Raw genomic sequence first — 13,736 nt, 5'->3', positions numbered from 1 at the left:
GAGTGTGACGCGAAGATGTAGCAGGGCGAGCCCGCGGTGGTTAAGGACAGCCGAAGCTGAAGATCGAGAGGTAGATCTGCACGTCGAAGAAGTTGTACTGGCCGTCGCCATTCATGTCGGCAGAGGGCTGATGATTTGAGAATGCATCGAGGAAGTGCTGGATGTCGAAGAAGTCGAGCGAGCCGTCGCCGTTGCGATCGGGCTCGCAGGGGATGGGATCCTGGCAGGTGTAGACATCGAGCGAGACGGCGTCGATCGCGGCTTCGACGACGGAGCCAGCGCCGGTGTCGTAGGCGGTAAAGCGGATGCGGAACTGATCGGAGGGCTCGGGGAAGGTGTCATTGATGCGCAAGGACTTGTAGATCCAGCCGCCGGAGACTTCCGGCCCGGCTGGTCCGACGACTTCGAGCATGGTCCAGGTCGAGCCGCCGTTGTTGGAGACTTCGACCTCCATGATGTCGGACTGGGGGTTGGCGCCGAAGGTGTTGTGGAACCAGCGGGCGTAGTTGATGTAGGCGATGCCGCCGGATGCGTTCATCGTGGGTGAGGTGAGGCGGACCCAACCGTTGTCGATGTCCGAGTCGCCGGCGCGGTTGGCGGTGAGGTAGCACTGACCTGAGCCGTCGTAGTCGGCCGCGGGGTCGCCGCGATTGCCGCCTCCGACCGGGACGCCGCGTTGCCAGTGGCCGTCGGTCGCCGTGCCGCTGGTGGTCCAGCCGAGGTCGGTTTCGAAGGTGTCGTGGAAGGGTGTGGTCTGGTCGCCGACGGCCAGGGCGAAGTAGCCGCGCGTGGGCGCGGTGAGCGGGGCGAAGTAGAAGGTGGTGGTGGTGGATTCGGCCATGACCCAGTACTCGTAGCGCTGGCCGCAGGTGAGGGCGGTGGTGATGAAGCGGTACTCGTCGGGCTGGCCGGTGGGCTGGCCGGTGATCGTTGTCTCGACGCCCTGCTCATTGCGGATGACGAGTCGCACCGAAGACGGGATGAGTGTCGCGCCGACTTCGGTGACGGTGGCGAGGATTTGAGTACCGCCGTTGGGGTTGAGTGTTTGTGGGTGGTCGCCGACGTAGGCCAGCTGCAGGCGCTCGCCGTCGATGGCGTCAACGCGGAGGACGAAGAGTCCTCGGTTGATGTCGCTGACGATGACGGTGCCGGAGGGGAAGTATGGATAGGAACTCCACGCGCCGTTGAAGGTTCGGCCGTCGTTGCCGGGGTAGGTGTCAAAGAAGGCGATCTGGACGGGGCTTGTGGGGTCGGAGGCGTCAAAGACGCGCAGGCCGCTGGTGTAGTTGGCTTCGAAGATGAACTGATCGCGCACGTAGAGGTTGTGATCGATGGCGGGCGAGTTGCTTGTGAAGGTGCCGACCTCGAACGGGCTGTTGATGTTGGAGATGTCGAAGATGCGGGTGGTGGTGGTCGGGACGAGGCCGTTGTCTTCGTCGAGTTCGTCGTTGAGATAGGCGTACTTTTTGTCGGGCGTGACCCAGATCTGGTGGCTGTAGGCGGGGGAAGAGTAGAGGAGCGTGGAGACGGTGAAGATGTTGTTCTTGTTGGTGACATCGACGATGCGCAGGCCGGTGTTGTTCCAGCCCCCGTTCTGGCCGCTGGCGCAGAAGGCGATCTCACGTCCGGCGTAGGGGCCCTCGTGGTACGACACGACGCACGCATCGTGGACGTACATGTTGGTCCAGCCGTTGCCGATGGTGGGGCGGGTGGGGTCGGAGAGGTTGAGGTTGACAAGTCCGCCGTTGCCGATGTTGGCGCCCGTGAGATAGAGCGTGCCGGCGTCGGGGTTTGAGACGATGTTGTGCGTTGTGGTGTGGCCGCCGGTCATCTGATTGCGCAGGAGCGTGACCTGTCCGTTGTCGATGTTGGACATGTCCATGACCTGGATGCCCGAGCCGCCCTCGCTGACGCCATAGGCGATGTGGCCGATGACCTTGACATCGTGCCAGAGGCTTGTGGGGCCGGGGATGGTCGTGAGGATGACGGGGTTGGTCGGGTCGGTGATCTCGACAAAGCCGAAGCCGGCGCGAAGGCCCATGATGGCGTACTCGCGTCCCGACGGCGAGACGTAGCCCCAGCAGTCGTTGCCCGAGGACTGATTGCCCGCGAAGTTGTTGAGCGGGATCCACGACAGGAGCGTGATGCCGGTGGCGGCGAAGTTCTCACCGCGCGGCAGGGGGTCGCCCAGTCTCCAGACGGGGCCGTACACCGGCGGTTCGAGCGACATCAGTTTGCGGATATCGTCGTCGTGGGCGAGCGTGGAGGCTGCAAGAGCGGCGGCGGCGCAGCCGACGATGGCGCGGGACACAAAACGCGTTTTCAAGACTTTTCCCCTTCCGTTGGAAACCCCCGGCCCGACCTCACGAAGATACCACAAACCAGATCGGCGTGTCAACCCGGTTGCTTGTGCGCGGCCACCCTGAGAAGATCCCTTCATGAAGATCGCCGTCTATGCCGTCGTGCTCTTGTTCGCAGCGTCTGCATTGGGGTTGCAGGATTCACCTCCGCTCCTGCTGGTCGACACCGAGAAGGTCCCGCAGGCCAGCATCGCGTGGACGAAGGCCGATGGCAGGATGGTGAAGTTCGAAAAGGATTTGCCCTACGCCTCCGACGCCGAGCGTGTCGCCATGGGCGCGAATGTGGAGGGTTTTGTAGCGGTGGGGGGCGCTCGACTGGCCAAGGGGGCCGGGCATCCGCAGGGGGCGGTGGTGCGTGTGGGGTTTTATAAACTCGACCCGACGCGGGCGTTTTTCGACCAGATCGCGGCCGATTCGATGATCGAGGTGACGCTCAGCGGCGTGGTGATGAACCAGCCCGCGCTGCCGCGGCGCGGCACGGTGGTGGCGCATGTCAAGTACGCGCTCGAGGCGATGAAGTCGTGCCAGATCTCGTCGGACGCGTTCAATCTTTTTCTGACCTCCGATGCGTCCGATACGCTCAACGGGCGCATCCGGCCGGGCTACGACACGCGGCTGGGGGCGCTCTCGGGCCGCAAGCCGACCGACGGCGTGACGGAACTGGTGCGCGAGGCGGACGGGTCGATCTCGATGAAGGCGCGGGTGCCCTACGCCCTGCTCAGGCACATTCTCGATCCGTGGCAGCGGGCGATTCCGGGCACTTTTCTTGAGCCGCAGCACTTCCATCTGGAGTTCGAGGTGCTGCCCGAGGCGGTCGGGCTGGAGCTGGAGGCGGCCGGGCCTGAGGCGGTGCCGAGCGATTGAGGGCAGCGGGTGCGGCCGGTCCGGGGAGGCTCAGTCGCGGGCACATGATCGGACCTGCGGCCGATGCGGGCGGGCGTCGCGGCCATCGGGGAGCGCGTCAACTTCATCGCGGAGCGCGTCAACTTCAACTTGACGCGCGGAATTATGACCGCGGCGAGAGGAATTATGAACTTGACGCGCGTCAACTTCATCGGGGAGCGCGTCAACATCAACTTGACGCGCGGAATTATGGCCGCGGAGCGAGGAATTATGAACTCGGCGAGAGGAATTATGACCGCGGCGAGCACATATCCGGACGCGGCGAGGCGCACGATCGGCGCACCGCCCGGTCCGCTCGGCGTTCTTCGCGCCCGGACGCGGTTTTTCTCGGCCCATGCCAGTTTGTGCGCCTCCATTGTGCCGCCAGCGTTCTGTTCGGGGTGCCGAGGGCCTGGCTGTGTGGGCGCCACGTCCGCCCGGTCGCGTGCCTAGCCCAGCGCGCTCTCGATGTGCAGGCCCATGCGCTGGTCGAAGAGTTGCTCGCTGAACCGCTCGGCGTTGCGGCGGCAGGCAGAGTGGCTCGCCTTCATGCCGCGGGCCGCCTCGATCAGTGCTTCGGCCGAATCATCTTCAAAGAGCGCTCCCGTTGTGTCCTCGATGACGGTGTCGAGGGCTCCGCCCAGCCCGCGCGCGACGACGGGGCAGCCGCAGGCCTGGGCTTCGACCGCCGTGATGCCGAAATCTTCGATCTGCGGGAACAGGAACAGACCGGCCCGGCGGTAGAGGTTGCGCAGCGGCTCGTCGTCGATGCGTCCGGTGAACTCGATAAGTCCCTTGACCCCGGCGGCGTGCCTGCGGCTCATCGCGCGGGCGTGGGCGCGCAGGTAGCCGGCTTGCGAGCCCTCGCCGACGACGATCAGTTTCTGGCGGGCGCGGGCCGCGGCCTCGATGGCCAGATCCACGCGCTTGTAGGGTTCGAGCGCGCTGACGATGAGCCAGAAATCTTCGCGGTTGACGGCCGCATCGGGCGTGAAGAACTCCGTCCGCACCGGCGGGGGCACGATGTGGGCTTCGCGGTTGAAGCAGCGTTCGATCTCGGCGCGCGTGTGCGTGCTGTTGGCGATGAATGCGCTGACGTGGCGCGTGCCCGAGCGGTCGAAGGTCCGCAGGCGCTCGCCAAAGAGCGTCAGTCCGAGGCCGCGCGCGGCGCCCCTGGACCCGCCTCGGCCATAGGCCGCGGTCTGGCTCCACAGGTAGCGCGCCGGGGTGTGGCAATAGCAGAGGTGGTTGACGCCCGGGGGCGGGCGCAGGTTCTTGATGAGGCCCGAGGAACTGCTCAACAGCAGATCGACGGGGGCGTCTTCGTGCAGGCTGGCGACCCAGCCGTTGAGGTCGGCGATCATGGTCGGGTACAGCGGGAGTAGCCAGCGGCGCAGGGCGCCCGAGGCGCCGGGAAGGCGGCCGAGCCGGGCGCGGATCGTGGGCAGCGCGTCGATGGCGGGGCCGAAGCTCATGTCGCGGGCGAAGAGGGTGAGCAGGGCGGCGGGGGCGTGATGGGTGGTGGCGTACGCAGCGAGCCGTTCGAGCACCGCTTCGCCGCCCCGGCGGCTCACGAGCCAGTCGCAGGCGAGGACGATGCGGCGGCGGCCGGTTTTTTTGTCGTCGCGTTTCTGGCGATCGAACTTGAACGCACCCTGCCCCTGCTCGGGCGTCGGTTCGTTGGCGGAGGGGCGGGGTGTGCTCATGGGTTGTCTACGATGGGCGATGCCTGACAAGCGTACCACACCCGCGCAGGACGTGCCGACCGACCCGGCGGCCCTCGCCCGGCGGCAGGCCAATCTTCACGGGCTCGAGTACCGCGCCGAGGCGGCGCGACTGGGCCCGCCGGTGTGCCCGATCATCGACGCCCACGTCCATATCAACGGCCCGCGCTCGGCCGAGATCCTCGCTGCGGCTGCCGACGCTTTCGGGATCGAGCGGTTCTACTCCCAGACGCCGATCCATCGGGCGGCCGAGGTGCGGGCGGTGCTGGGCGAGCGGGTGCGCTTCGTCGCGGTGCCCGATTACACCTCGGCCGAGCCGGGGCACGCGTTGCGCGCGGGGTTTGTCGATGCTCTTGAGCGGTGGGCGGGCGAGTTCGGGGCGCGGATGTTCAAACTCTGGGCCGCGCCGCGCTTTCGCGACTACGCCGAGCGGGCCGGGCTGCCGATCCGCGAGATCGTTCCGATCGACAGCCATTGGCGGCAGATGGTGGCCCGGCGCGGGGAGCAGCTGGGCATGATGATGATGGTGCATGTGGCCGACCCGGATACCTGGTTTGCCACCGATTACGCCGATGCGGGGCGCTACGGGCGCAAGAGCGACCACTATGCGCCGTTCGAGCGCGTCCTGCGGGCCTGGCCCAATGGCTGCCTGGCGGCGCACATGGCCGGGAGCCCCGAGGATCTGTCGCGGTTGAGCGGGCTGCTCGACCGCTGGCCCAACCTCATCATCGACACGAGCGCGACGCGGTGGATGGTGCGCGAACTGAGCCGCCACCCGCGGGCCGAGTTGCTCGCGTTCTTTGAGCGCTATCGCGGGCGCGTGCTGTTCGGCTCAGACATTGTCGCGAGCGAAGATCACCTGGGCTCGGGCGGCGACGGACGGTACGGGGCGAGCCTTGCGGCCAGCGAGGCCGACGCCTTTGACCTGTATGCCAGCCGCTACTGGGCCATGCGGACGATGTTTGAGAGCGCGCACGACGGCCCGTCGAACATTGCCGATCCTGACCTGATGAAACTGGACCCTGCCGGAGCCGGGCCGCTGTCGGCCTCGAGACTGGTCGGGCGCTCTGTGCCGCCGGAGCTCCTGAAGGTGCTGTATCGCGGGGCCTGCGCGGCGACGCTGGACGCCTGGTATGAAGGGAACTGACGCGTGAAGCAGTCGGGTTGAGGGACGCGCGGCGCTCACACGTCGCGCACGGGGTTGCGCAGGATTCCGAGGCCGGGGATCTCGACTTCCATCACGTCGCCGTCCCTGATCCAGAGCGGGGGCGTGCGGGCCATGCCCACGCCGCTGGGGGTGCCGCTGAGGATCACCGTGCCGGGCATGAGGGTGGTGCCGCGCGACAGGTCCGCGATGAGCCGCGCGACCGGGAACATCATCTGGCTGGTGGGGGCGTCCTGCATGACCTGCCCGTTGAGGCGCATGATGACGCGCAGAGCCTGCGGATCGGGCACCTCGGCGGCCGGTGTGACGTGGGGCCCGAGCGGGCAGAAGGTGTCGAAACTCTTGCCCCGGCAGAACTGGCCCTCGGAGCCGTGCTTCTGCCACCATCGGGCGCTGACGTCATTGGCACAGCAGTAGCCGACGACATGGTCGAGGGCGCGCTCTTCCGGCACGTCGCGGGCGGGGCGGCCGATGATGACGGCCAGCTCAGCCTCGAAATCGACCTGCCCCCGCCCGGTGTCCGGGTCGCGGCAGATGGGCGGGATCTCGACCGCGACGCCGTGAGCGATCGCCGAGGCCGGGTTTTTCATGAACACCATCGGATGAGCGGGCACCGCGGCACCCTGTTCGTGAGCATGGGCTGCGTAGTTGCGACCAATGCCGAGGATGACCCGCAGCGGGAGGAGTTCGTCGTCAGTTTCCAGAACAAGGCCGAACTCGGCGGGGATCAGGTCCATGAGCAGGTTCTCCGTGCGCCGCGGCGCGGTCGCGTGGCAAGCCTAGCGCGCAGGCGAAGTAGGCTGGTCGGCGTGCTGGGGGCCGGCCCGGTCGAAGATCACGCGCACCGCCCGGTGATCGCTGGGCCATGGGTCGAGCGCGACATCGCTCATCGGGCCGGTTTCGCCCAGCACCTGGGCCTCGGTGGGACGCAGGGCCGGGGAGGCAAGCACCAGGTCGATGCGGTCGTGCACCTCGCGTGCCTCGGGCCGGGGCGTCCAGGTCTGACCGGGGCGCGCGAGCGGATCGGGCCAGAGCGTTCTGAAGGCGTCGAGCAGGCCGGCGTCGGAAAACAGCCGCGTGGTGGGCCAGTCGACCGCATGGGTTCGCACCGCGGCCGCCGCGGCCTCAGGGGTCCAGTCCAGGTGCGAAGGTTCGTTGAAATCTCCGGCCAGGATGACCGGTGCTCCGGTGGCCAGGGCCGGGCGGAGCTCGCGCAGGCAGCGCAGCGCCGGCTCTCCGCGCGCCAGCCTCGCTTCGGTGATGGCCTCGGCGGGAGTCGCGATCAGCCGCCCGTCGTGATAGTCGATCCCGGCCAACTGGTAGGGCTGATAGGGCGCGGCGGGAAAGTGCACGTTAAAGACCCACAGCGGTCCCAGGCCGGGGGCGTCGAGCCGCGCGCCCCAGCGGTGGGGCGTGGTCTCAAGAATCTCGTGGCGCGAGAGGATGGCGGTCGAACGGTCCTGCACGAGACAGTGCATGCCCAGTTCGGCGGCGTATGTTTCGGCCAGGTCGCTCTGCTCCTGCAGCGCGAGCACCTCGCAGTCGGCCTCGCGCAGGACCGCCAGCGTGCGGGCGATCGACGCTTCTTCGGTGTCGAGCCCCTTGCGGCCGCCGACCCACAGATTCATGCAGAGAAAGCGCAGTTTCGCCGGGTCGGGCGTGCGCGGGAGCGCGGGGCGGGCCGAAAGCAGGCCGGCGGGGGCCAGCAACCCGATGGAAACCCCCACGCCGGTGCGCAGGGCGTCGCGCCGCGACAGGCCGGGCTTTGGCTGTGAAAGACCGGGCAGGCGGGGCGAAGCAGGCGCGGGCGGCGTGTGCATGAATCAAGTCTACCACGCCGCCCCGCGCCCGCGCGATAAAGACTTGCGGCCCGGACACGCGAGCTGATACACTCACTGCGTGCGGCTCAGCGTGGCCAGTTTGCTCGGCAGCGGCGGCGCGGTTCGCTCGCGCCTCGGTGACCGCTTCGAGTCGCGGCCCGAGCAGATCGCCATGGCCAGCGCCGTGGAGCGGGCGATGGCCAGCCGCAGCACCCTGCTCGTCGAGGCGGGGACGGGCGTGGGCAAGAGCTTTGCGTACCTGCTGCCGGCGATCGAGCGCTGCGTCACGCACAAGGAGACGGTCGTTGTCGCGACCAACACGATCGCGCTGCAGGAACAGCTCATCGGCAAGGACATCCCGCTGCTTTTCGAGGCGCTGGGGGACCGCGTTTATGGCGCCGACGGGGAGAATCTTCTGCGGCCGGTGCTCGTCAAGGGGCGCGGGAACTACGTCAGCGTGCGGCGGCTGGTGCTCGCCAGCCAGCGGCAGGACGTGCTGCTGGGCGATGCGGCCGCGCGGCGCTCGCTGCACGTCATCGAGGACTGGGCGAGCAGCACCGACGACGGCTCGCTGGCGACCATGCCCGAGCTGGAACGGCCCGGGGTCTTCGAGCACGTCCGCTCGGACTCGGGCAACTGCATGGGCCGGAGATGCACGCACTACGAGGTGTGCTTTTACCAGCGCGCCCGCAGAGAGATGGAGCGCGGCAACCTGCTGATCTGCAACCACGCGCTGTTTTTCAGCGACCTGGCGCTGCGGGCGGCTGACGTGGGCTTCCTGCCGACTTATGACCACGTCGTGCTCGACGAAGCGCACGCGGTGGAGGACGTCGCGGCCGATCATTTCGGCCTCAGTGTCAGCTCGGGGCAGGTCTCTCACCTGCTGGGGGCGCTCTGGGGCGGGCGGGGCCGCAAAGGGTATCTGGCGCAGCTCTCGCGTCTGGGCGTGGATGTCGAACTGCTGAGCGGGGCGATCGAGCTCGTCGCCGAGGCCGGCAGCGCGAGCCAGGATTTCTTCGATGCTCTGGAGCGGCTGCGACGCACACCGGCGGTGCGCAGCGGCCGCGTGCGCACCGCGGGCGCGATCGACAACGCGCTGACGCCCGCAATGAACGATCTGGCCCTGCGTCTGCGACGGCTGCGCGAAGACGTGAGCGATGAGGCCGACCGCTACGAACTCAACGCCTACGCGATGCGGGCGGCGGCCATCGCCGGTGCGGCCGAGTCGCTCGTGGCGCAGACGGCGGCGGACAGCGTGTACTGGATCGAGTCCGGCCAGACGCGCAGCCAGTTCTCGCGCGTTGAACTGGCATGCAGCCCGATCGATGTGGCTCCGCTGCTGCGGGCGCACCTGTTCGGGAAAGAGTGCAGCGTCACGCTCACCAGCGCGACGCTCAGCACGCGCACGGCGGGCCGCGACGAGACGACCGAGCACGCCGAGACCGCCTTTGCGCACACCATCGGCCGCCTGGGGTGCGAAGGCGCGATGGCGCTGCAGCTGGGCAGCCCGTTCGATCACGGTTCGCAGGTCGAGTTGATCGTCGATCGCACGATGCCGATGCCCAGCAGGGGCGAACTGGAAGAGGGATACCTGCGCCAGCTGGTCAGCCGCATCCACGATCATGTCGTCGAGACCGACGGAGGGGCGTTCGTGCTTTTCACGAGCCTGCGCCTGCTCGAGGCGGTGGCGGCGCGGCTCGCCGGGCCGCTGGGCGCGCTCGAGATGCCGATGTTCGTTCAGGGGCAGGGCGGCTCGCGGTCGGCCCACCTCGAGGCTTTTCGCGCGGGGCAGCGCAGCGTGCTGCTGGGGGCGGCGAGCTTCTGGCAGGGGGTGGACGTCGCGGGCAGCGCGCTGCGCAACGTCATCATCACGCGCCTGCCCTTTGATCCGCCGGATCGCCCGCTGAGCGAAGCGCGCTGCGAGCGCATCGCCGAGCAGGGCGGCAACCCGTTCATGGAAGACAGCCTCCCGCGCGCGATCCTGCGTTTCAAGCAGGGCTACGGCCGCCTGATCCGCTCGAAGCATGACCGGGGGCGCGTGGTGGTGCTCGATCCGCGACTGGTCAGCAAGAACTACGGGCGTCAGTTCATCGCGGCCCTGCCGCCGGGCGTGCGGGTGCGCGAGATTCGCTGAGTGTTTCTCCGGACGAGGCGCGCCGGGACGCGATCAGGGGGCATACGGTCGAAGATGAAGAGCAAGGGTGCCGCGCTGCTGCGAGGTCTGGGTTCACTCAAGTTCACGGTCGCGCTGCTGGCCCTGTCGATGGCGCTTATCTTCGCCGGGACGCTGGCGCAGGTGAACATGGGCATCTGGCAGGCGGTCGAGGTGTACTTTCGCAGCACAGTCGCGTGGGTAGACCTGCAGATGTTCGTGCCCGAGGCCTGGGGGAGGGCAGCGGGGGCCGTGCCGATGCCGGGGGGGCTTACGCTTGGCGCGGCGCTACTGGTCAACCTGATCGCGGCCCACGCGGTGCGTTTTCGGCTCTCGCGCAAGCGCATCGGCATCATCGTGCTGCACGCGGGGCTGATCGTGCTGCTGGCCGGGGAGTTTGTTGCGGCGACGGCGGCCCGCGAAGGCCTGATGAGCATCGACGTGGGCGGCAGCAGCACCTTCGTCGAGGACGTGCGCACGAGCGAGCTGGTCTTCGCCGGGGTGAGCGGCGCGGGCCAGGCGGCCGCCAAGACCCGCGAGATCACGATCCCGCAGGAGATGCTCGAGAGGGCGGCGCGCCAGAACAAGCGCATCGGGCTGCATGATCGGCCACTCGAGATCGAGGTCGAGCGCTGGATGCCCAACGCGAGGTTACTGCACGCGCATGATGCCGGGCCCGCGATGCGTGGGGTGGGGCGCGACGCCGTGGCCGAGGAACTGCCGAGCGTGCGCGGCGTTGATGGCATGCGGCCCGACGCGCCCGCGGCGGTGGTGAGCCTGTTTGAGCATGGAGCGCTGCTGGGCACCTGGCTGTTGTGGACCAACCTGATCGACCCGCAGGTCGTCGAGATGGAGGACGGAGCGATTGAGATCGCGCTGCGCTACGCCCGCACCGAAAAGCCGTACACGCTGCACCTGCTCGAGTTCCGCCACGACCGGTTCGTCGGGACGGAGATTGCGCGGAACTTTTCGAGCCGGGTGCGCATTGTCGATCCGGCGCGCGGGACCGACCGCGAGGTGCTCATCTCGATGAACAACCCGCTGCGCTATCGCGGCGCGACGTTCTATCAGGCCTCGTACAAGCCCGACGGCACCGGCACGGTGCTGCAGGTGGTCCGTAACCCCGGGGCGACCCTGCCCTACATCGCGTGCATCATGGTGGCCGGCGGGCTGACGCTGCACCTGGTGTTGTCGCTGAGTACGTTCCTGCGTCGGCGCGGTGCAGCCGAGCGCAAGAACGCCGGGCTCGCGGCGTCCGCTGTCGAACCGGCGGCGGCGCACAGCGCGGGCGAGAGGTCCGCGGCGGTGTTCGCGGCGGTTGCCTGCGCGCTGGGGCTGGTGATCGCGGGCCACGGGCTGCTGGTGCCCGAGGCGCGCACGGAGATGGATATCGCGACGTTCGCGTCGCTGCCGGTCTCGTCGGGCGGCAGAGTCAAACCGATGGACACCGCGGCGCGGCACGCGCTGCTGGTTGCGGGCGGGCGGCAGTCGATTCAGACGGGGCAGGGGCGATTGAGCGCGGCCGAGTTCATGCTCGGGCTGATGGCGGCGCCCGAAACCATCGGCGACCAGCCCGTCGTGCGCGTCGATCACCCCGATCTGCTGACGCTGCTGGGACGCGAGGCCAGCGCGCCAGCGCGGCTGAGCATGAACCAGATCGAGCCGAAGTGGGGCGCGATCAGCGAGCAGGCCGAGCGGGCCTTTGCGATCGAGCCGCGGCAGCGCGATGCGTTCGAGCGCGCGGTGATCGAGCTGCACGAGCGCGTCAACACGCTGCTGGGCCACGCGCGGATGCTCTGGCCGCATGTCATCGCGCCGCTGGGCGAGAGCCCCGAGTGGGAATCGTTCCACACGGCGCTGATGGATGCGCCGCTGGCGGGGGCTGTGCTGGGGGGAGGAGAATCGGAGTCCTTTGATCCGGCGACGCTGCACCCCTCGCTGGCGTACTACATCGCGATGATGACGGCGGCCAGCCAGGGCGACGCCGAGGGCTTCAACCGGGCGGTCAGCGGCTACGACGCGCTGCTGCGGCGCGACCTGCCGGGGGTGATGCGGCGGGCCGATCTCGAGGTGCTCTTCAACCGCGCTTCGCTGTTTGTCGGCACGGCGGCGGTGTATGTGCTCGCGTTCGTGCTGGCGTGCGCTGCGCTGATGCTGCGCGGCCGCGCGGGCGGGCGTGTGCGTCTCGCGGCGGTGAGTCTGATGTGGACGGGGCTGGCGGTGCACACGCTGGCGATTGTGCTGCGCATGGTTCTGCAGGAACGTCCGCCGGTGACGAACCTGTATTCGTCGGCGGTGTTCGTGGGGTGGGCTTCGGTGCTGCTGGGGCTCGTGCTCGAGCGGCTCCACGCACTGGGCATCGCGGTGCTGGGCGCGGCGGCGATCGGGTTTGCGACCCTGCTGGTGGCGCATCACCTGGGCAGCGACGGCGACACGATGCAGATGATGCAGGCGGTGCTCGACAGCAACTTCTGGCTCGCGACGCACGTGGTGACGATCACGCTGGGCTACAGCGCGACGTTTCTGGCCGGGGCGCTGGCGATGGTGTATCTCGTGCTGGGGGTCTTCTCGCGGTACCTGAACCCCGAGCGGGCTCGCGCGCTGGGGCGGATGGTGTATGGCACGGTGTGCTTTGCGCTGCTGCTCAGTTTCGTCGGCACGGTCCTGGGCGGGATCTGGGCCGATCAGTCCTGGGGCAGGTTCTGGGGGTGGGACCCGAAGGAGAACGGCGCGGCGCTGGTGGTGCTGATCAACGCGATCATCCTGCACGCGCGCTGGGGCGGGCTGGTGCGGCTGCGCGGCATCATGCTGCTGGCGGTGGGGGGCAACATCGTCACGGCGTGGAGTTGGTTCGGCACCAACATGCTCGGCGTCGGCTTGCACTCCTACGGCTTTGTCGATTCGGCGGTCTTCTGGCTCATCGTGTTCGTGGCTTCTCAGATGGCGATCATCGCGATCGGCCTTGCCCCCCGAAGTTGGTGGCGCAGCGGGGCCAGTGTGTGAGCGTGCGGCATGTCAGCGTTGATTTTGCTATAGTGAGCGGGCTCAGGCAGACGCACGATGACACACGAGACAACAGTCGCAGCCAGCAGTCCGGAGCCTGCTGTGCCCGCAGAGGGCGCAGCGTCGCCACCGGCCGCGCGTCTGGTCCGCATCGGCGTCATTCCGCTGCTGCTGGTAGCGCTGCTGGGGATGATGAGCGGGCTGGGTGTGTTCACGTTCGGCTATGGGCAGGGCGCGTCGTATTTGTCGAACGATCCGCTGAGCTGCACCAACTGCCATGTCATGCAGGGGCATTACGACGCGTGGCTCAGTTCGAGCCACAAGAACGTGGCGACGTGCAACGACTGTCATCTGTCGCATCATCCGGTGGGCAAGTGGATCGTCAAGGGTGACAACGGCTTTTTTCACTCGCTGGCCTTCACGACCGGCGCGTTTCACGAGCCGATCCGGATCAAGGCCCGCAACAAGGTGGTGGCGCAGAACGCGTGTCTGCACTGCCACAGTGATTTCGTGCATCAGATGCTGCCGACCCAGCCCGGCGGCGACATGCTTTCGTGTGTTCACTGTCATTCTGACGTTGGCCATCGCCATCGTGACTGAGTTTCGTTTGCGCTTCAAGGATCTGCTGCC

Annotated in this window: 10 protein-coding genes; 6 read left to right on the top strand and 4 right to left on the bottom strand. The window is 68.0% G+C overall.

What is annotated here, in order from left to right:
- Positions 1-40: 40 nt before the first annotated feature.
- Positions 41-2,326 carry a choice-of-anchor B family protein gene (locus KF757_08790; GenBank protein ID MBX3323071.1) on the bottom strand — a complete coding sequence of 762 codons (2,286 nt, stop codon included), beginning with the start codon at positions 2,324-2,326 and terminating at the stop codon, positions 41-43.
- A gap of 112 nt (positions 2,327-2,438) precedes the next feature.
- On the opposite strand from KF757_08790, the gene KF757_08785 reads away from it, so the two are divergent.
- A complete protein-coding gene (locus tag KF757_08785; protein ID MBX3323070.1) occupies positions 2,439-3,224 on the top strand; it encodes a hypothetical protein in 786 nt (261 codons plus the stop codon).
- A gap of 63 nt (positions 3,225-3,287) precedes the next feature.
- Positions 3,288-3,695 carry a hypothetical protein gene (locus tag KF757_08780; protein MBX3323069.1) on the top strand — a complete coding sequence of 136 codons (408 nt, stop codon included), beginning with the start codon at positions 3,288-3,290 and terminating at the stop codon, positions 3,693-3,695.
- Here the strand turns inward: KF757_08780 and KF757_08775 are convergent.
- Positions 3,692-4,948: a glycosyltransferase gene (locus KF757_08775; GenBank protein ID MBX3323068.1), complete on the bottom strand. Its 1,257-nt coding sequence runs from the start codon at positions 4,946-4,948 to the stop codon at positions 3,692-3,694. The genes KF757_08780 and KF757_08775 overlap by 4 nt on opposite strands.
- Positions 4,949-4,967: 19 nt before the next feature.
- On the opposite strand from KF757_08775, the gene KF757_08770 reads away from it, so the two are divergent.
- The gene (locus tag KF757_08770; GenBank protein MBX3323067.1) at positions 4,968-6,113 is read left to right on the top strand and encodes an amidohydrolase family protein; all 1,146 of its coding nucleotides are present in this window, start codon (positions 4,968-4,970) and stop codon (positions 6,111-6,113) included.
- Between the two features lie 35 nt (positions 6,114-6,148).
- Here the strand turns inward: KF757_08770 and KF757_08765 are convergent, their stop codons facing one another.
- Both KF757_08765 and KF757_08760 read right to left on the bottom strand, forming a co-directional pair.
- Positions 6,149-6,868, bottom strand: a complete 720-nt coding sequence (locus KF757_08765) for a fumarylacetoacetate hydrolase family protein (GenBank protein MBX3323066.1) — start codon at positions 6,866-6,868, stop codon at positions 6,149-6,151.
- Between the two features lie 42 nt (positions 6,869-6,910).
- Entirely contained in the window at positions 6,911-7,951 is a 1,041-nt protein-coding gene (locus KF757_08760) for an endonuclease/exonuclease/phosphatase family protein (protein MBX3323065.1), read from the bottom strand.
- A 91-nt stretch (positions 7,952-8,042) separates the two neighbouring features.
- Here KF757_08760 and KF757_08755 point away from each other — a divergent pair, with 91 nt between their 5' ends.
- Genes KF757_08755 through nrfH form a run of 3 tightly spaced genes read left to right on the top strand, consistent with a single transcriptional unit; the run spans position 8,043 to position 13,706 of the window.
- Positions 8,043-10,085 carry a hypothetical protein gene (locus tag KF757_08755; protein MBX3323064.1) on the top strand — a complete coding sequence of 681 codons (2,043 nt, stop codon included), beginning with the start codon at positions 8,043-8,045 and terminating at the stop codon, positions 10,083-10,085.
- 54 nt (positions 10,086-10,139) lie between these two features.
- Positions 10,140-13,106, top strand: a complete 2,967-nt coding sequence (ccsA, locus tag KF757_08750) for a cytochrome c biogenesis protein CcsA (GenBank protein ID MBX3323063.1) — start codon at positions 10,140-10,142, stop codon at positions 13,104-13,106.
- Between the two features lie 57 nt (positions 13,107-13,163).
- Entirely contained in the window at positions 13,164-13,706 is a 543-nt protein-coding gene (gene nrfH / locus KF757_08745) for a cytochrome c nitrite reductase small subunit (protein ID MBX3323062.1), read from the top strand.
- The last annotated feature ends 30 nt before the right edge of the window (positions 13,707-13,736 follow it).

Source organism: Phycisphaeraceae bacterium, from assembly GCA_019636795.1.
Lineage (GTDB): Bacteria > Planctomycetota > Phycisphaerae > Phycisphaerales > UBA1924 > JAHBWW01.
This window is presented reverse-complemented; position numbering and strand designations above follow the sequence as displayed.